General features: G+C 41.6%; 16 protein-coding genes and 1 pseudogene. 16 read left to right on the forward strand and 1 reads right to left on the reverse strand.

The annotated features are described in order from the left end of the window. Positions 1-283: 283 nt before the first annotated feature. Complete coding sequence (locus HT729_RS03000) at positions 284-1252, reverse strand: L-lactate dehydrogenase (RefSeq protein WP_000204723.1); 969 nt, start codon at positions 1250-1252, stop codon at positions 284-286. A 193-nt stretch (positions 1253-1445) separates the two neighbouring features. Here HT729_RS03000 and gyrA point away from each other — a divergent pair, with 193 nt between their 5' ends. The 16 genes and pseudogenes from gyrA to HT729_RS03080 all read left to right on the forward strand — a co-directional run bounded on the left by gyrA (position 1446) and on the right by HT729_RS03080 (position 18094). Further along, positions 1446-3920 carry a DNA gyrase subunit A gene (gene gyrA, locus HT729_RS03005; protein ID WP_172931641.1) on the forward strand — a complete coding sequence of 825 codons (2475 nt, stop codon included), beginning with the start codon at positions 1446-1448 and terminating at the stop codon, positions 3918-3920. Beyond that, positions 3920-4663 carry a sortase SrtA gene (gene srtA / locus HT729_RS03010; protein WP_050223094.1) on the forward strand — a complete coding sequence of 248 codons (744 nt, stop codon included), beginning with the start codon at positions 3920-3922 and terminating at the stop codon, positions 4661-4663. The genes gyrA and srtA overlap by 1 nt, the downstream gene beginning before the upstream one ends. Positions 4664-4822: 159 nt before the next feature. After that, positions 4823-5104 (forward strand): annotated as a pseudogene (locus HT729_RS03015) (PLP-dependent transferase); the annotation flags it as partial. A 95-nt stretch (positions 5105-5199) separates the two neighbouring features. Beyond that, positions 5200-6474, forward strand: a complete 1275-nt coding sequence (locus tag HT729_RS03020) for a DUF2130 domain-containing protein (RefSeq protein WP_172931642.1) — start codon at positions 5200-5202, stop codon at positions 6472-6474. 9 nt (positions 6475-6483) lie between these two features. Then, entirely contained in the window at positions 6484-7362 is an 879-nt protein-coding gene (gene truB / locus HT729_RS03025; protein WP_172931643.1) for a tRNA pseudouridine(55) synthase TruB, read from the forward strand. A gap of 366 nt (positions 7363-7728) precedes the next feature. Then, on the forward strand, positions 7729-8031 hold the full coding sequence (locus tag HT729_RS03030) for a bacteriocin immunity protein (protein WP_000983427.1): 303 nt from the start codon (positions 7729-7731) through the stop codon (positions 8029-8031). A 107-nt stretch (positions 8032-8138) separates the two neighbouring features. Continuing rightward, on the forward strand, positions 8139-8777 hold the full coding sequence (gene udk / locus HT729_RS03035) for a uridine kinase (protein ID WP_001181364.1): 639 nt from the start codon (positions 8139-8141) through the stop codon (positions 8775-8777). A gap of 127 nt (positions 8778-8904) precedes the next feature. Continuing rightward, on the forward strand, positions 8905-10245 hold the full coding sequence (gene xseA, locus HT729_RS03040; RefSeq protein ID WP_172931644.1) for an exodeoxyribonuclease VII large subunit: 1341 nt from the start codon (positions 8905-8907) through the stop codon (positions 10243-10245). After that, positions 10223-10435: an exodeoxyribonuclease VII small subunit gene (locus HT729_RS03045; protein ID WP_000043226.1), complete on the forward strand. Its 213-nt coding sequence runs from the start codon at positions 10223-10225 to the stop codon at positions 10433-10435. The genes xseA and HT729_RS03045 overlap by 23 nt, the downstream gene beginning before the upstream one ends. Next, positions 10432-11307: a polyprenyl synthetase family protein gene (locus HT729_RS03050; RefSeq protein WP_172931645.1), complete on the forward strand. Its 876-nt coding sequence runs from the start codon at positions 10432-10434 to the stop codon at positions 11305-11307. The genes HT729_RS03045 and HT729_RS03050 overlap by 4 nt, the downstream gene beginning before the upstream one ends. After that, a complete protein-coding gene (locus HT729_RS03055) occupies positions 11300-12115 on the forward strand; it encodes a TlyA family RNA methyltransferase (protein ID WP_172931646.1) in 816 nt (271 codons plus the stop codon). Before HT729_RS03050 ends, HT729_RS03055 begins: the two co-directional genes overlap by 8 nt. Next, positions 12108-12539: an arginine repressor gene (locus HT729_RS03060; RefSeq protein ID WP_001034403.1), complete on the forward strand. Its 432-nt coding sequence runs from the start codon at positions 12108-12110 to the stop codon at positions 12537-12539. Before HT729_RS03055 ends, HT729_RS03060 begins: the two co-directional genes overlap by 8 nt. Before the next feature lie 6 nt (positions 12540-12545). Further along, positions 12546-14213 carry a DNA repair protein RecN gene (gene recN / locus HT729_RS03065; RefSeq protein ID WP_172931647.1) on the forward strand — a complete coding sequence of 556 codons (1668 nt, stop codon included), beginning with the start codon at positions 12546-12548 and terminating at the stop codon, positions 14211-14213. Between the two features lies 1 nt (position 14214). Further along, on the forward strand, positions 14215-14943 hold the full coding sequence (locus HT729_RS03070) for a metallophosphoesterase family protein (RefSeq protein WP_172931648.1): 729 nt from the start codon (positions 14215-14217) through the stop codon (positions 14941-14943). Between the two features lie 78 nt (positions 14944-15021). Further along, positions 15022-16845: a translation elongation factor 4 gene (lepA, locus tag HT729_RS03075; RefSeq protein WP_001047210.1), complete on the forward strand. Its 1824-nt coding sequence runs from the start codon at positions 15022-15024 to the stop codon at positions 16843-16845. A gap of 337 nt (positions 16846-17182) precedes the next feature. After that, positions 17183-18094 (forward strand): Rpn family recombination-promoting nuclease/putative transposase, encoded by a 912-nt coding sequence (locus HT729_RS03080; RefSeq protein ID WP_083022231.1) that lies wholly within the window; start codon positions 17183-17185, stop codon positions 18092-18094. Positions 18095-18206: the final 112 nt, after the last annotated feature.

Raw genomic sequence — 18206 nt, forward strand, 5'->3', positions numbered from 1 at the left:
TTCACGGGTGGTTATGACTGTGGGAAGATGTATAATGGATTGAAATAAGATATGAACAAATCGAGTAGGAAAGGAAAATTGATTTATAGAAATGTTTTAGTAGTAGATGCGTACCGTTATAGATTCAATGCACTATAAAATCTGAAGAAAGCAATTTTTAACCAGATCTTAGAAGCAGTTGTGTACTACTCTAACTTCAATAGACTATATCATACAGCTAAAAAAAACAACTCCCTGATGATTCAAGGAGTTGTCTATAGTTAAATTAATTTTTAGAAGCTTCTTAGAATTCTGGATTTTTCCATGCTTCGTCAATAATAGCTTGCAATTCTTTAGCAGATGCTTGCATTTTTTGAGTTTCTGCATCGTTCAATGGAATGTTTACTGGACGAACGATACCGTGTGCTCCAACGATAGCTGGTTGACCGATAAAGACGTTCTCAATTCCGTATTGACCTTCTTGGAATACGGAAAGTGGAAGTACTGCGTTTTCATCGTCAAGGATTGCTTTAGTGATACGAGCGAGGGCTACAGCGATACCGTAGTATGTAGCACCTTTCTTGTTAATGATTGAGTATGCAGCGTCGCGAACAGAAATGAAGAGTTCTACAAGGTCAGCTTCATTCAAGTCACGGTTAGCTTGCAACCATTGTTCCAATTTTACACCGGCAACGTTAGCATGTGACCAAACGGCAAACTCAGAGTCACCGTGTTCACCCATGATATAGGCGTGAACTGAACGAGCGTCAACACCGATTTTTTCAGCAAGGGCTTGACGGAAACGAGCTGAGTCAAGTGAAGTACCTGAACCGATAACGCGTTCTTTAGGGAAACCAGAGAATTTCCAAGTTGAGTAAGTCAAAACGTCAACTGGGTTAGCAGCAACAAGGAAGATACCTTTGAAACCTGATTCAACAACTTGAGTTACGATTGATTTGTTGATAGCAAGGTTTTTACCTACAAGGTCAAGACGAGTTTCACCTGGTTTTTGAGGTGCACCTGCAGTGATCACAACAAGGTCAGCGTCTGCACAGTCAGAGTATTGAGCTGCATAGATTTTTTTAGGTGAAGTGAAGGCAAGGGCGTGACTAAGGTCAAGCGCATCACCAACAGCTTTTTCATGCAATTGTGGAATTTCGATAATTCCAAGCTCTTGTGCAATTCCTTGGTTAACCAGTGCAAAAGCGTAAGATGAACCTACAGCACCATCACCGACAAGGATAACTTTTTTGTGTTGTTTAGTTGAAGTCATTGTTCTAAACATCTCCTTAATTTTATTAGGGGATTTTCCCTAGACAACTTCATTCTATCACTTTTAAAAAACTTTGTCACGAATATGCCGTATAGTTCTCTATGTAAACGTTTTAGTGGTTTAGAGGCTGAAATAGATGGGAATTTATGGTATAATGTTGTTACTTACTAATTGTGAAATGAGGCATTTATTAATGCAGGATAAAAATTTAGTGAATGTCAATCTGACAAAGGAGATGAAGGCTAGCTTTATCGACTACGCCATGAGTGTTATCGTAGCGCGAGCTCTTCCTGATGTTCGAGATGGCTTAAAACCTGTTCACCGTCGCATTCTCTACGGAATGAATGAATTGGGTGTTACTCCAGACAAACCCCATAAAAAATCTGCTCGTATTACAGGGGATGTCATGGGTAAATACCACCCACACGGGGATTCCTCTATCTATGAAGCCATGGTCCGTATGGCTCAATGGTGGAGCTACCGTTACATGCTTGTAGATGGTCATGGGAATTTTGGTTCCATGGATGGAGATAGTGCTGCCGCTCAACGTTATACCGAGGCACGTATGAGCAAGATTGCTCTGGAAATGCTTCGTGATATCAACAAAAATACAGTTGATTTCGTTGATAACTATGATGCCAACGAACGGGAACCCTTGGTCTTGCCAGCGCGTTTTCCAAACCTTTTGGTTAATGGAGCAACTGGTATTGCGGTTGGGATGGCAACCAATATTCCACCTCATAATCTAGGTGAAACCATTGATGCAGTGAAGTTGGTCATGAATAATCCTGAAGTGACTACCAAGGAATTGATGGAAGTCTTGCCTGGACCAGATTTTCCAACCGGTGCTCTTGTCATGGGGAAATCAGGTATCCACAAGGCTTATGAAACGGGTAAAGGTTCGATTGTCCTACGTTCTCGTACCGAAATCGAAGAAACTAAGACTGGCCGTGAGCGCATTGTTGTAACAGAATTTCCTTATATGGTCAACAAAACCAAGGTGCATGAGCATATTGTTCGCTTGGTTCAGGAAAAACGCATTGAGGGGATTACAGCAGTACGTGATGAGTCAAACCGTGAGGGTGTTCGATTTGTTATTGAAGTCAAGCGTGATGCGTCAGCCAATGTTATCCTTAATAATCTTTTCAAGATGACCCAGATGCAAACCAACTTTGGTTTCAATATGCTGGCTATCCAAAATGGTATACCGAAAATTTTGTCTCTTCGTCAGATTTTGGATGCTTATATCGAGCACCAAAAAGAAGTAGTTGTTCGTCGTACACGTTTTGATAAGGAAAAAGCGGAAGCGCGCGCTCATATCTTAGAAGGTCTCTTGATTGCGCTAGACCATATCGACGAAGTGATTCGTATCATTCGTGCTAGTGAAACGGATGCGGAAGCACAAGATGAGTTGATGAGTAAGTTTAAGCTTTCTGAACGTCAAAGTCAGGCCATCCTAGACATGCGTCTTCGTCGTTTGACAGGTTTGGAACGCGATAAGATTCAATCTGAGTATGATGACCTCTTGGCTCTGATTGCGGACTTAGCGGATATTCTTGCTAAGCCTGAACGTGTTTCTCAAATCATCAAAGACGAATTGGATGAAGTTAAACGTAAATTTTCCGATAAACGCCGTACAGAGTTGATGGTTGGACAGGTCTTGAGTCTCGAGGATGAGGACTTGATTGAAGAATCGGATGTCTTAATTACCCTTTCTAACAAAGGATACATTAAACGTCTGGACCAAGCTGAATTTACTGCTCAAAAACGTGGGGGTCGTGGTGTCCAAGGAACAGGAGTGAAAGATGATGACTTTGTTCGTGAGTTAGTGTCAACTAGCACCCATGATCATCTGCTCTTCTTCACAAATAAAGGACGAGTTTATCGTTTGAAAGGTTATGAAATTCCTGAGTATGGTCGGACTGCCAAAGGGCTACCAGTAGTCAATCTCTTGAAATTGGATGAAGACGAAAATATTCAGACGGTTATCAATGTTGAGTCTGATCGCAGTGATGATGCTTATCTCTTCTTTACAACCCGTCACGGTATTGTGAAGAGAACCAGTGTTAAGGAATTTGCCAATATTCGTCAAAATGGTCTCAAAGCGCTGAATTTAAAGGATGAAGATGAGTTAATCAATGTCTTGTTGGCGGAAGGAGATATGGATATTATCATTGGTACCAAGTTTGGTTATGCAGTTCGCTTTAATCAATCAGCCGTTCGTGGTATGAGTCGTATCGCCACTGGTGTGAAAGGTGTTAACCTTCGTGAAGGAGACACAGTTGTTGGTGCCAGCTTGATTACTGATCAAGATGAGGTTCTTATTATCACAGAAAAAGGATATGGTAAGCGTACAGTCGCTACTGAATACCCAACAAAAGGTCGTGGTGGTAAGGGAATGCAGACAGCTAAAATTACCGAAAAAAATGGCTTGCTGGCCGGTCTTATGACTGTTCAAGGGGATGAGGATTTGATGATTATCACTGATACAGGTGTCATGATTCGAACCAATCTTGCCAATATTTCACAAACAGGACGTGCAACTATGGGAGTTAAAGTAATGCGCCTGGATCAAGATGCTCAGATAGTGACTTTCACAACGGTTGCGGTGGCAGAAAAAGAAGAAGTTGGGACAGAAAACGAAACAGAAACAGAAGGTGAAGCATAATGTCTCAAAAAAATAATAAAAAGAAAAACAAGCGAAAAAATTTGCTGACAAATATCCTAGCAGGATTTCTGATATTACTGTCACTGGCTTTGATTTTTAATGCGCAAATTCGAAATATTTTCATAGTCTGGAATACCAATAAGTATCAAGTTAGCCAGGTATCAAAAGAAAAATTAGAAGAAAATCAAGATACAGAAGGCAATTTTGACTTTGATTCTGTCAAAGCTATCTCTTCGGAAGCTGTTCTAACTTCTCAATGGGATGCTCAAAAATTACCAGTTATTGGGGGAATTGCAATTCCTGAATTGGAAATGAATTTGCCGATTTTTAAAGGACTTGATAATGTTAATCTCTTCTACGGAGCTGGTACAATGAAACGCGAGCAAGTAATGGGGGAAGGAAATTATAGTCTAGCTAGTCACCATATCTTTGGTGTTGATAATGCTAATAAAATGTTATTTTCTCCTTTAGATAATGCTAAAAATGGCATGAAGATTTATCTAACCGATAAAAATAAAGTTTATACTTATGAAATACGTGAAGTCAAACGTGTGACACCGGATCGTGTTGATGAAGTTGATGATAGAGAAGGGGTCAATGAAATCACATTAGTAACCTGTGAAGACCTTGCTGCTACAGAACGTATTATTGTCAAAGGTGATTTGAAAGAAACAAAAGATTATTCACAAACATCTGATGAAATCCTAACAGCTTTCAATCAACCATATAAACAATTTTATTAATACAAATCAGTGAAATCCAGAATTTCACTGATTTTTTTAAGATTTTCATAAAAATATAGTAAAATGAAATAAGAATAGGACGAATCGATCAGGACAGTCAAATCGATTTCTAACAATGTTTTAGAAGTATATGTGTACTATTCTAGTTTCAATCTACTATACTTGCCTAAAGGTGTGGGTTCAATCTTTACCTTCCATGTCAAAGGTGGGGAGGCAGAAGCCCGCAAGGTCATTGATCATTTAGAAATCTTTTCTGACCTTGCAAACGTGGCAGATGCCAAGTCTCTTGTTGTCCATCCAGCAACAACCACTTACGGTCAATTGTCAGAAAAAGACCTAGAAGCAGCAGGTGTCACACCAAACCAAATCCACTTGTCTATCGGTCTTGAAAATGTAGAAGATTTGATTGGAGACTTGCGCTTGGCCTTGGAAAAAATTTAAAGTAACAGAAGATAAACAGTGGGTTTTGACTCACTGTTTTTGATTTTCCTTCAGGCATGATATAATGGATAAAGAAGTCTAGAAAGAGGAACGATATGAACGAAATCAAATGTCCCAACTGTGGGGAAGTCTTTACAGTAAATGAAAGCCAGTATGCTGAACTTTTGTCCCAAGTGAGAACGGCAGAGTTTGATAAGGAACTACACGATAGGATGAGGCAAGAACTGGCCTTGGCTGAGCAAAAGGCTATGAATGAGCAACAGACTAAACTGGCTCAGAAGGATCAAGAAATTGCGCAATTACAGAGTCAAATTCAAAACTTTGATACAGAAAAAGAATTGGCCAAGAAAGAAGTTGAAGAGACAAGCCATCAGGCCCTCTTGGCTAAGGATAAGGAAGTACAGGCCTTGGAAAACCAATTGTCTACCTTGCGTTTAGAGCATGAAAATCAACTGCAAAAGACCCTTTCTGACCTAGAAAAAGAACATGTTCAGGTCAAAAATCAGCTCCTCTTGCAAGAAAAGGAAAATGAGTTGTCTTTGGCTTCTGTTAAGCAAAACTATGAAGCCCAGCTTAAAGCAGCTAGTGAACAAGTCGAGTTTTATAAGAATTTTAAGGCTCAACAATCTACAAAAGCGATTGGGGAAAGCCTAGAACAGTATGCAGAGAGTGAGTTTAACAAGGTACGCAGTTTTGCCTTTCCAAATGCTTACTTTGAAAAGGATAACAAGGTTTCAGCGCGTGGGTCTAAGGGAGACTTTATCTTCCGTGAGTGTGATGAAAATGGAGTGGAAATCATTTCCATTATGTTTGAGATGAAAAATGAAGCGGATGGAACAGAGAAGAAGCACAAGAATGCAGATTTTTACAAGGAATTGGACAAGGACCGTCGGGAGAAGAACTGTGAGTATGCCGTTTTAGTGACCATGCTTGAGACCGATAACGACTACTTTAACACAGGGATTGTTGACGTCAGTCACGAGTATGAAAAGATGTATGTGGTTCGTCCTCAATTCTTTATTCAGTTGATTGGGCTCTTACGTAATGCGGCTCTTAATTCTTTAAAATACAAGCAGGAGTTAGCGCTTGTTCGCGAGCAAAATATCGACATTACACATTTTGAGGAAGACTTGGATGCCTTTAAGCTAGCCTTTGCCAAGAACTACAACTCAGCTTCGACCAACTTTGGAAAAGCTATTGATGAAATCGACAAGGCCATCAAACGCATGGAAGAGGTTAAGAAATTCCTGACCACATCTGAAAACCAACTCCGTTTAGCTAACAACAAATTGGAAGATGTCTCTGTTAAAAAATTGACCCGGAAAAATCCAACCATGAAAGCGAAATTTGAAGCATTGAAGGGGGAGTAGAAAGCAAAAATGAACGGTATTATCAACTTAAAAAAAGAAGCAGGAATGACCTCGCATGATGCGGTTTTTAAACTGCGTAAGATTTTGGGAACCAAGAAAATTGGTCATGGTGGGACCTTGGATCCAGATGTAGTGGGTGTTTTGCCCATTGCGGTTGGCAAGGCGACCCGCATGGTCGAGTTTATGCAGGACGAGGGCAAGGTCTATGAGGGGGAAATTACTCTGGGCTATTCAACGACGACCGAGGATGCTAGTGGGGAAGTTGTCGCAGAGACGCCTGTTTTGTCACCTTTAGATGAAACCATTGTTGATGAAGCGATTGCGAGCTTGACTGGACCTATTAGTCAGATTCCGCCTATGTACTCGGCAGTTAAGGTTAATGGTCGCAAGCTCTATGAGTATGCGCGTGCTGGTCAGGAAGTGGAGCGTCCAGAACGTCAGGTGACCATTTATCAATTTGATCGAACAAGTCCGATTTCTTATGATGATTACCTTGCACGCTTTACTTTTCGTGTAAAATGCAGTAAAGGGACTTACATCCGTACTTTGTCAGTTGATTTGGGTGAAAAGCTTGGTTATGCGGCTCATATGTCACACCTGACACGGACTAGTGCTGCTGGCTTACAATTAGAAGACGCACTGACCTTGGAGGAAATTGCTGAAAAAGTAGAGGCTGGGCAATTAGATTTTCTCCATCCTTTAGAGATTGGGACAGGTGATCTTGTCAAAGTTTTCCTAAGTCCAGAAGAAGCTACAGAAGTTCGCTTTGGTCGTTTTATTGAGCTAGACCAAACGGACAAAGAACTGGCTGCCTTTGAAGATGATAAATTGTTAGCCATTCTAGAAAAACGGAGCAATCTCTATAAGCCAAGGAAGGTTTTTAGCTAGATCCTTTAGGAATAAAAATCGGGTGATAGATAACAATTGCTTGATAAAACCCCATACTAATAGTAGAATGGGGTTGGGAATTATAATATTCCAATTGTTGCGAGTTGTAGATACTTAAATAATCTATATAGAAATTTAGAGGTGTGAAATGAAGCAACTTAAAATTCTTTCAGATAAATATTTAGAGTCCATTACAGGTTCTGGTGGGAACTCAGGCCCAGGAGTATATTGTGTAGACGTTAAAGGTCGAGCAAAATGCAGTATCAATCCTGGAGAGTTTTGGGGGTACACGGGAAGTGTAATAGTCAATGGCTGGATTAATTATGGTCCATGGGCACCTAGACCAGGATTTGGTGTGATAATTCCATGATGCAAAATGAGTTTCGAGAAAGGGTGGAGCAACTTCTTCAACAAAAAGAAATAAATGAAAATAGTGAGTTGAGTCACCTGTTTCGTCTTGCTATACAAAATTTAGACAGAAATGAAAAATACCAATCGGTCATGGCCAATTTGAGTCAAGGGTTGTCGCTTTACCTCATGACGCATCATTACCAGGCACCTAAGTCTGTCATTGATTTTGGTTTATGGATTGCCAAAGCTCCTAGCCAGGAAAGAGGGAGATTGGCTTTCTTGCAGATGCTTGCTCAAACCCTACAGGGCTTTCGTTAAAACTATCGAACATCAGAGGGAAGACTCTGGTGTTTTTTGCTGATGAGACTATAAATTTTGTAAAAAATGTGATAGAATAGACGACGGATAAAATAACGGAGGATAGCATGCAAAATAGACCAATCATTATTGGAGTGACAGGTGGTTCTGGTGGTGGTAAAACCAGTGTTTCAAGAGCCATTTTATCGCATTTTCTTGATGAAAAGATTTCCATGATTGAGCATGATTCATACTACAAGGATCAGTCTCATTTGACCTTTGAAGAGCGTATCAAAACCAACTATGACCATCCATTTGCCTTTGATACAGACTTGATGATTGAGCAGATGAAGGAATTGTTGGCAGGGCGTCCGGTGGACATTCCGACTTATGACTATACTGAACATACACGGAGCAGCAAGACCTATCGTCAAGAGCCTCAAGATGTCTTTATCGTTGAGGGGATTTTGGTCTTGGAAGACAAGCGTTTGCGCGATTTGATGGATATCAAGATTTTTGTGGATACGGATGACGATGTGCGCATTATTCGTCGTATCAAGCGCGATATGGAAGAACGTGGCCGTAGCCTTGATAGCGTTATTGACCAGTATCTAGGTGTGGTTAAACCCATGTACCATCAGTTTATCGAGCCAACTAAGCGTTATGCTGATATCGTCATTCCTGAGGGAGTCAGCAATACAGTAGCTATCGACCTGTTGACGACCAAGATTGCTAAGATTTTGGAAGAAGCTCGAAATAGCAAATAAACAGAATTGGAGGCCTTGCCTCCTTTTTCTATTTTTCCCTCATAATGGTACATAAATGGAGATTTTTAGGCATATTTTTGGTATAATAATACCCATGAAAGAGCAAGAAAATGAATAGTAGGTGGAGATGGAAAAGTATTTATCGGTAACAACTTTGACCAAGTATCTGAAAATGAAATTCGATAAAGACCCATACTTGGAACGGGTCTATTTAACTGGTCAAGTTTCCAACTTTCGTAAACGACCTACTCACCAATATTTCTCCCTAAAAGATGACCATGCAGTTATTCAAGCGACCATCTGGTCTGGGGTTTATCAGAAATTAGGCTTCGACCTGGAAGAAGGAATGAAGATCAATGTGATTGGGCGTGTACAGGTCTATGAACCAAGCGGTAGCTACTCCATCATCATTGAAAAGGCTGAGCCTGATGGGGTTGGGGCGCTTGCGATTCAGTTTGAACAACTCAAGAAAAAATTGACAGAAGAAGGCCTGTTTCAAGAACGCTTCAAGCAACCGTTGCCCCAATTTTCTAAGAGGATTGGTGTAGTAACCAGTCGCAGTGGAGCCGTTATTCGAGATATTATCACGACCGTCAGCAGGCGCTTTCCAGGTGTCGATATCCTACTTTATCCGACTAAGGTGCAAGGTGAAGGCTCTGCCGAGGAAATTGCTAGAAATATTGCGCGTGCTAATCAAGGGGACGATTTGGATTTACTCATTATTGGTCGTGGTGGTGGTTCCATAGAGGATCTCTGGGCCTTTAACGAAGAAATTGTGGTACGAGCTATTTTTGAGTCTCGTTTGCCAGTTATTTCTAGTGTGGGGCATGAGACGGATGTGACCTTGGCGGATTTTGTGGCAGATCGACGCGCTGCAACGCCAACAGCGGCGGCTGAACTAGCAACACCTGTGACCAAGTTGGATCTATTAGCTCATTTGCAAAATCAGGAAAAACGGATGGCAACGGCAGTCCGAAATGTCCTATCTAAGAAACAAGAAGCTTTGAAAAAATGCAGTCAGTCTGTTATCTTTAGACAACCAGAACGTTTGTATGATGGCTATATGCAACGCTTGGATCAACTGCAATTGCGTTTGAAACAAAGTTTGCGAACACGGATTTCTGATAACAAGCAATTAGTCCAAGCAAGGATGCATAGACTGGTTCAGTTATCACCTGTTACCAAAATCCAACGCTATCAAGACCGTCTAGGCCAGTTGGATAAGCTCCTCCGTAGCCAAATGGCTTTGGTTTATGATGCCAGGGTTGCTGAAGTCAAGCGACTTTCAGAAGCCTTACTGATGTTGGATACCAGTCGAATCGTGGCGCGTGGTTATGCTATTGTCAAGAAAGAAGAGTACGTTGTAGATTCGGTTGAAAATTTGAAGAAAAAAGACCAGGTGACGCTTTTGATGCGAGATGGTCGAGTAGAATTAGAGGTTAAAGATGTCAAAACAAAAGAAATTTGAGGAAAATCTAGCAGAACTGGAGACCATTGTCCAAAGTTTGGAAAATGGTGAAATTGCTCTGGAAGATGCGATTGCTGCCTTTCAAAAGGGGATGGTCTTGTCAAAAGAGCTCCAAGCGACGCTGGACAAGGCTGAAAAGACCTTGGTCAAGGTCATGCAAGAAGACGGAACAGAAAGTGATTTTGAATGAAGAAGCAAGAAAAATTAGCTCTTGTCGAGTCAGCCTTGGAAGATTTTTATGGAGGCCAGCAGTTTGCCTCTAGTTTGCGAGAGTCTGTTCTCTATTCTATTCATGCTGGTGGCAAGCGTATTCGACCTTTTATCTTGTTAGAAGTTCTGGAAGACTTGCAGGTTGCGATCAAACCTGCTCACGCGCAGGTGGCCGCGGCCTTGGAAATGATTCATACAGGGAGTTTGATTCACGATGACCTTCCTGCTATGGATGATGATGATTACCGTCGGGGACGATTGACAAACCATAAAAAATTCGGTGAAGCTATGGCCATTTTGGCAGGAGACGCTTTGTTCCTAGATCCTTACGCCTTGATAGCGCAGGCAGATTTGCCAAGTCAGATTAAGGTAGACTTGATTGCCAACTTATCGCTTGCTTCAGGAAGTCTGGGTATGGTAGCAGGCCAGGTTTTGGATATGGAAGGCGAACACCAGCATTTGTCTTTGGAAGAACTCCAGACCATTCATGCTAATAAGACTGGAAAACTACTAGCCTATCCCTTCCAAGCGGCTGCTATTATTGCTGAATTGGCTCCTGAAATGCAGGCAAAGCTGAAAACTGTTGGTGAATTGATTGGACTTGCTTTTCAAGTTCGAGATGATGTACTGGATGTGACAGCTAGTTTTGAAGAAATTGGCAAGACACCACAAAAGGATTTGCATGCTGAAAAGTCAACCTATCCTGCCTTGTTGGGCTTGGAAGCGGCTATTGCCTTTTGTAACCAAACCTTGGATCAAGCTAATGCCAAATTAGAAGAAATTGCCCAGCAGGTTCCCTTTGAAACAGAATCAATTGTAAGTGTAGTAGAAAGTTTGAGAATCAATGGCTAAGGAAAGAGTGGATGTACTAGCTTATAAACAGGGCTTGTTTGAAACGCGAGAACAAGCCAAACGCGGCGTCATGGCTGGACTAGTCGTTGCAGTCCTGAACGGAGAACGATTTGACAAACCAGGAGAGAAAATCCCAGACGACACCGAGCTAAAACTTAAGGGTGAAAAACTCAAGTATGTCAGCCGTGGTGGCTTGAAACTGGAAAAGGCCTTGCAGGTCTTTGATTTGTCAGTGGATGGGGCAACAACGATTGATATTGGGGCTTCTACTGGAGGATTTACCGATGTTATGTTGCAGAATGGTGCTGAACTTGTCTTTGCAGTCGATGTCGGCACCAATCAATTGTCTTGGAAATTACGCCAAGACCCACGAGTTGTCAGTATGGAGCAGTTCAATTTCCGATATGCTGAAAAAACTGATTTCGAGCAGGAACCGAGTTTTGCCAGCATTGACGTGAGTTTCATTTCCCTCAGTCTAATTTTGCCAGCCTTGTACTGTGTGTTATCTGATCAAGGTCAGGTCGTGGCTCTGGTTAAACCTCAGTTTGAGGCAGGTCGAGAGCAGATTGGGAAAAATGGAATTATTCGAGATGCTAAGGTTCATCAACATGTCCTTGAATCTGTCACAGCTATGGCAGTAGAGGAAGGCTTTTCAGTCCTTGGATTGGATTTTTCTCCCATCCAAGGTGGACATGGAAATATCGAGTTTTTAGCGTATTTGAAAAAAGAAGAGTCAGCAAGCAATCAGGTTCTTGCTGAGATTGAAGAAATAGTAGAAAGGGCGCATAGTCAATTTAAAAATGAATAAAAAAGAGAGACTTGAAAAAATTAGACGATTTGTGACAGATTATCAAATCGGTACACAAGAAGAAATTGTAGAACATTTGAAAGAGGCAGGCATCACTGCCACTCAGGCGACAGTATCACGTGATATCAAAGAGCTAGGCATTGTCAAAATTCCTTTGAGAGACAACACCTATGTCTATGAATTGCCAAAATCAATCGTAAAAAGTTTGCAACTAGCTGAATATAATATCGAATCGGCTCAATTGATGGACAAGATGATCAATCTCCAAGTTATTCCAGGAAATACAGCTTTTGTAAAAGCTCAGTTAATTGAGACTTTTGCGGACAAGATTTTCAGCTGTTTGGCTGATGATAGTTCGATTTTAGTCATGGCCAGAAGTGAAAGTCTAGCTGAGGAAATCTTTGAACAAGTAAAAAAATGGTAGGTCTATATGTTACTTGAAATTTCGATAAAAAACTTTGCCATTATTGAGGCTATTTCCCTCCATTTTGAAAAGGGGATGACAGTCCTGACTGGTGAAACGGGTGCAGGGAAGTCGATTATCATTGATGCCATGAATATGATGTTGGGAGCTCGTGCTACGACAGATGTTATTCGTCATGGTGCGCCAAAGGCAGAGATTGAGGGGCTTTTCTCAGTTGAGAATAGTCGTCTTTTACAGGAAATTTTTGATGAGCAAGGTTTAGAATTAGGTGATGAAATTATCATCCGTCGGGAAATCTTGCAAAATGGTCGGAGTATTAGTCGTGTCAATGGCCAGATGGTTAATCTGTCTGTTTTGCGTGCTATTGGGCAACATCTGGTGGATATACATGGTCAACATGACCAAGAGGAGTTAATGCGTCCCCAACTGCATATCCAGATGTTGGATGAATTTGGCGATGTAGCCTTTTGGGACTTAAAAGAAACCTATCAAACGAGTTTTGATGCCTATCGGAAAATGCGTAAGCAGGTTCTGGAAGTCAAGAAAAACCAACAGGAACACAAGGCACGTATCGAAATGTTGGAATTTCAAATGGCAGAGATTGAGGCAGCAAACTTGCAGGCTGGAGAAGACTTGTCTCTCAATCAAGTGCGTGATAAACTTCTCAATCATAAAAATATTGCGGATACACTGACCAATGCCTACAGTATGTTGGACAATGAAGACTTTTCAAGTCTGGCCAATGTTCGTTCAGCCATGAATGACATGGAAAGTGTCGAAGAGTATGACCCTGAATACCGTGAAATTTCAAGCTCACTGTCTGAGACCTACTATGTCTTAGAAGACATTAGCAAACGTTTGGAAGATATTATTGAGGACCTTGATTTTGACGGCAATCGTCTCATGCAGGTTGAGAATCGTTTGGATCTCCTTCATACTATTACCCGTAAGTACGGTGGGACTGTAGACGATGTCTTGCTTTATTTTGCCAAGATCACGGAAGAATACAATCTCTTGACAGGCAATAACCTTTCATCTGAGGACATGGAAGCAGAGCTTAAGAAATTGGAAGTCAATCTTGTTGATTCGGCTGGTCAACTTGCCTCTGCTCGTCATGACTTGGCTCAGCAGCTCGAAGCAGAGATTAAACAAGAACTGCAAGATCTTTATATGGAAAAAGCCCAGTTTCAGGTTCGTTTTAGCAAGGGTAAATTCAGCCGTGAGGGCAATGAAATGGTTGAGTTTTATATTTCAACCAACCCTGGTGAAGACTTTAAACCCTTGGTTAAGGTTGCTTCTGGAGGGGAATTATCTCGTCTCATGCTAGCCATTAAGTCTGCCTTTTCACGTAAAGAAGGCAAGACCAGCATAGTCTTTGATGAGGTGGACACAGGAGTTTCAGGTCGTGTAGCTCAAGCTATTGCACAGAAGATTCACAAGATTGGCCAACATGGGCAGGTTTTGGCTATTTCCCATTTGCCACAAGTAATTGCGATTGCAGATTATCAATTCTTTATTGAGAAGATCAGCAATGACCATTCAACGGTTTCGACTGTTCGTCTTTTGACGGTTGAAGAGCGAGTGGAGGAAGTTGCTAAGATGTTGGCAGGTGATGATGTGACCGAAGCAGCCCTGACGCAAGCCAGAGAATTGTTGAGAAACAGAGAGAAATAAGATGCCTGACTATTATGTAATTGGAGATGTTCACGGAAAAGCTGGGATGCTGGAAGACCTTCTCAAAACCTGGGATGGTCAGACCCAGTTGCTCTTTCTAGGGGATTTAATTGACCGTGGTGAAGATAGTCGCCGTGTCCTTGAAATGGTCAAGGACTTGGTGGATAATCAAGGGGCTATCTGTTTGTCAGGAAACCACGAGTATATGTTTTTGACATGGCTAGATGATCCAGAAGAAAGCTATGACCACTATCGTCGTAATGGTGGTGATACAACTATTAACTCTATCCTAGGTCGTCCCTTGGATGCCCCAGTTGACGGGATTGAGGATGCCAAGCGGGTTGCTACTGAAGCGGCAGACTTGGTCGAATTCATTCGTCAAATGCCATTTGTAGTAGAGACAGACAAGTATATCTTTGTACATGCTGGTATTGATCTGACCTTGGACGACTGGCATGAAACCACAGATTACAAGAAAGTATGGCTTAGAAAACCATTCCACGAAGCCGAAAATCATACTGGAAAAACCATTGTCTTCGGTCATACACCAGTTTATGGCTTGTTACAGCAAGAGCGTGGTACAGCTGAGCTTTGGATGACAGAAAATGGTAAGATTGGAATGGATGGAGGAGCTGTTTATGGTGGTGTCCTTCACGGGATTGTCTTTACAGACCAAGGGATGACAGAACACCACTTTATCGAAAATGACGGCTTTGTCGCTGAAGATTAGTACTCCTAGCAGGGGATGGTCTTGTCAAAATGTCAAAAACAATTTATAATAAATAGATACCCTGAAAGGAAGAGAATCATGAACTTAGAAGAATTGAAAAAACGACAGGAGAAGATCCGTAACTTCTCTATTATCGCCCATATTGACCACGGAAAATCAACTCTAGCAGACCGCATTTTGGAAAAAACTGAGACAGTCTCCAGTCGTGAAATGCAAGCTCAGCTTTTGGATAGTATGGATTTAGAACGGGAACGTGGGATTACCATTAAGTTAAATGCCATCGAGCTCAATTACACTGCAAAAGACGGGGAAACTTATATTTTTCACTTGATTGACACACCAGGACACGTAGACTTCACCTATGAAGTTTCCCGTTCGCTCGCTGCCTGTGAGGGGGCGATTTTGGTGGTCGATGCTGCCCAAGGGATTGAGGCTCAAACCCTTGCCAACGTTTATCTGGCCTTGGACAATGATTTGGAAATCATGCCTGTCATTAACAAGATTGACCTGCCGGCTGCAGATCCGGAGCGCGTGCGTACAGAGATTGAAGATGTCATTGGTTTGGATGCCAGTGAAGCAGTTTTGGCTTCTGCCAAGGCTGGTATTGGGATTGAAGAAATTCTTGAGCAAATCGTAGAAAAAGTACCAGCGCCAACAGGTGATGTGACGGCACCACTCAAGGCCTTGATTTTTGACTCAGTTTACGATGCCTACCGTGGGGTTATCCTCCAAGTGCGTGTCATGGATGGAGTGGTTAAACCTGGCGATAAGATTCAGCTTATGAGCAATGGCAAGACCTTTGATGTGACCGAAGTCGGTATTTTTACACCCAAAGCAGTTGGTCGTGATTTTCTTGCGACTGGGGACGTTGGTTATATTGCGGCTTCTATCAAGACGGTTCAGGATACTCGTGTGGGGGATACCGTTACCTTGGCAACCAATCCTGCAACAGAGCCATTACATGGCTACAAGCAGATGAATCCTATGGTCTTTGCGGGTCTCTATCCTATCGAGTCAAACAAGTACAATGACCTGCGTGAAGCCCTTGAAAAATTGCAACTGAATGATGCTAGTCTTCAGTTTGAACCAGAAACATCTCAGGCACTTGGATTTGGTTTCCGTTGTGGATTTCTTGGACTTCTCCATATGGATGTTATCCAGGAACGTTTAGAGCGTGAGTTCAATATTGACCTCATCATGACAGCTCCGTCTGTTATTTACAAAGTTAATTTGACCGACGGTGAGTCTATGGATGTGTCTAACCCATCTGAGTTTCCAGACCCAACTAAGATTGCGACCATTGAAGAGCCTTATGTCAAGGCGCAAATCATGGTACCACAGGAGTTCGTCGGAGCAGTAATGGAGCTAGCTCAGCGTAAGCGTGGGGACTTTGTGACTATGGACTATATTGATGATAACCGTGTCAATGTTATCTATCAAATTCCTCTTGCTGAAATTGTCTTTGACTTCTTTGATAAACTTAAGTCTTCGACACGTGGTTATGCAAGCTTTGACTACGAATTGTCAGAATATCGCCCATCTAAGCTGGTGAAAATGGATATCCTTCTCAACGGAGACAAGGTGGATGCCCTCAGCTTTATCGTTCACAAGGATTTTGCCTACGAACGTGGGAAACTCATCGTTGATAAGCTCAAGAAAATCATCCCTCGCCAACAATTTGAGGTTCCAATCCAAGCAGCAATTGGACACAAGATTGTCGCTCGTACTGATATTAAGGCCCTTCGTAAGAACGTACTTGCTAAATGTTATGGTGGTGATGTTTCTCGTAAACGTAAACTCCTTGAAAAACAAAAAGCTGGTAAGAAACGTATGAAAGCTATTGGATCAGTTGAAGTCCCACAAGAAGCCTTCCTCAGCGTCTTGAGCATGGATGAAGAATAAGTTATCAGAAATGCCTTTCCTTGTTCACAGGAAATGTATATAAGAATCAATAGTAAAGCAGGCTTTAATGGCCTGCTTTTTTATAAACTATCAAGAAATCGGAGAAAATAATGGTATAGTAGATTGAAACTAGAATAGTACACCTCTACTTTTAAAACATTGTTAGAAATAGATTTGACTGTCCTGATAGATTTGCCCTGTTCTTATTTTTTCATTTCACTATAAAATTTTAAATTTGTGACCATATCTTGACTGTATTTTCCTCTCTTTTTCGAATAAATAAATAGAATAATCAAATCTAGATTAAAAAATGTGCTATAATGAAAGGAGAAGCAATATGACTGTACGTCATCCGGGCATTAGCCCGACCAATGATTTGGTTGCTAAGAAGATTTTTAGCAATCCGGAAATCACTTGTCAATTTATTCGCGATATGCTGGATTTACCAGCCAAAAATGTGACCATTTTGGAGGGAAGTAACATTCACGTCTTGCCTTCCCTGCCCTACTCGGCTCAGGATTTCTATACCAGTATAGATGTTTTAGCTGAACTAGATAATGGTACTCAAGTAATCATTGAGATTCAAGTCCATCATCAGAATTTTTTCATCAATCGCCTGTGGGCTTATTTGTGTAGTCAGGTCAATCAAAATCTTGAAAAAATTCGTCAACGAGAAGGTGATACTCATCAGAGTTATAAACACATCTCACCAGTATACGCTATCGCAATTGTGGATAGTAACTACTTCTCAGATGACTTGGCTTTTCATAGTTTTAGCATGCGAGAGGATAGGACAGGTGAGGTTTTAACAATTACAAACAATGGACAGGAAAACCATCTGGTTAAGATGGCATTCTTGGAACTAAAAAAATACAGAGAAACCAGCAAAGACGAGGTTCGCAAGCCATGGTTGGAGTTTTTCGGGAATAAACCCTTTACCCAAGAACCTGAGCGAGCCATCAGCCAAGCAGACCAACTGCTAGATTACAAGAGCTGGTCCGAGGAGGACAGGGAGATGTTTAGTCAACTACGTATGCGAGAAGAACAAGCCTTATTAGCACAGGACTATGCCTTGGAACAAGCTGAAGAAAAAGGGTTGGAGAGAGGTCGTGCAGAGGGGCTTGAACAGGGATTAAAAGTAGGTTTAGTAAATCTAGTCCGCCAAGGTCTTCTGACTTCTGAGGTTGCTAGCCAGCAGTTGGGCATAACCGTCGCTGAGTTTGAGGAGCTATTGAAAAAATACAAATAAGCCCTAAAAAATACAGAGAAACCAGCAAAGACAAGGTTCGCAAGCCATGGTTGGAGTTTTTTGGGAATAAACCTTTTACCCAAGAACCCGAGCGAGCCATCAGCCAAGCAGA

Source organism: Streptococcus sp. 79 (assembly GCF_013277425.1).
Taxonomy (GTDB): domain Bacteria; phylum Bacillota; class Bacilli; order Lactobacillales; family Streptococcaceae; genus Streptococcus; species Streptococcus pseudopneumoniae.

What these genes read in the sequence shown, in the direction of transcription:
- truB (WP_172931643.1), top strand. Translation starts at nt 6,484, where the DNA reads ATGAACGGTATTATCAACTTAAAAAAAGAAGCAGGAATGACCTCGCAT.
- HT729_RS03055 (WP_172931646.1), top strand. Translation starts at nt 11,300, where the DNA reads ATGGCTAAGGAAAGAGTGGATGTACTAGCTTATAAACAGGGCTTGTTT.
- HT729_RS03030 (WP_000983427.1), top strand. Translation starts at nt 7,729, where the DNA reads ATGATGCAAAATGAGTTTCGAGAAAGGGTGGAGCAACTTCTTCAACAA.
- HT729_RS03070 (WP_172931648.1), top strand. Translation starts at nt 14,215, where the DNA reads ATGCCTGACTATTATGTAATTGGAGATGTTCACGGAAAAGCTGGGATG.
- lepA (WP_001047210.1), top strand. Translation starts at nt 15,022, where the DNA reads ATGAACTTAGAAGAATTGAAAAAACGACAGGAGAAGATCCGTAACTTC.
- udk (WP_001181364.1), top strand. Translation starts at nt 8,139, where the DNA reads ATGCAAAATAGACCAATCATTATTGGAGTGACAGGTGGTTCTGGTGGT.
- HT729_RS03060 (WP_001034403.1), top strand. Translation starts at nt 12,108, where the DNA reads ATGAATAAAAAAGAGAGACTTGAAAAAATTAGACGATTTGTGACAGAT.
- recN (WP_172931647.1), top strand. Translation starts at nt 12,546, where the DNA reads ATGTTACTTGAAATTTCGATAAAAAACTTTGCCATTATTGAGGCTATT.
- HT729_RS03000 (WP_000204723.1), bottom strand. Translation starts at nt 1,252, where the DNA reads ATGACTTCAACTAAACAACACAAAAAAGTTATCCTTGTCGGTGATGGT.
- HT729_RS03045 (WP_000043226.1), top strand. Translation starts at nt 10,223, where the DNA reads ATGTCAAAACAAAAGAAATTTGAGGAAAATCTAGCAGAACTGGAGACC.
- HT729_RS03080 (WP_083022231.1), top strand. Translation starts at nt 17,183, where the DNA reads ATGACTGTACGTCATCCGGGCATTAGCCCGACCAATGATTTGGTTGCT.
- HT729_RS03020 (WP_172931642.1), top strand. Translation starts at nt 5,200, where the DNA reads ATGAACGAAATCAAATGTCCCAACTGTGGGGAAGTCTTTACAGTAAAT.
- gyrA (WP_172931641.1), top strand. Translation starts at nt 1,446, where the DNA reads ATGCAGGATAAAAATTTAGTGAATGTCAATCTGACAAAGGAGATGAAG.
- srtA (WP_050223094.1), top strand. Translation starts at nt 3,920, where the DNA reads ATGTCTCAAAAAAATAATAAAAAGAAAAACAAGCGAAAAAATTTGCTG.
- xseA (WP_172931644.1), top strand. Translation starts at nt 8,905, where the DNA reads ATGGAAAAGTATTTATCGGTAACAACTTTGACCAAGTATCTGAAAATG.
- HT729_RS03050 (WP_172931645.1), top strand. Translation starts at nt 10,432, where the DNA reads ATGAAGAAGCAAGAAAAATTAGCTCTTGTCGAGTCAGCCTTGGAAGAT.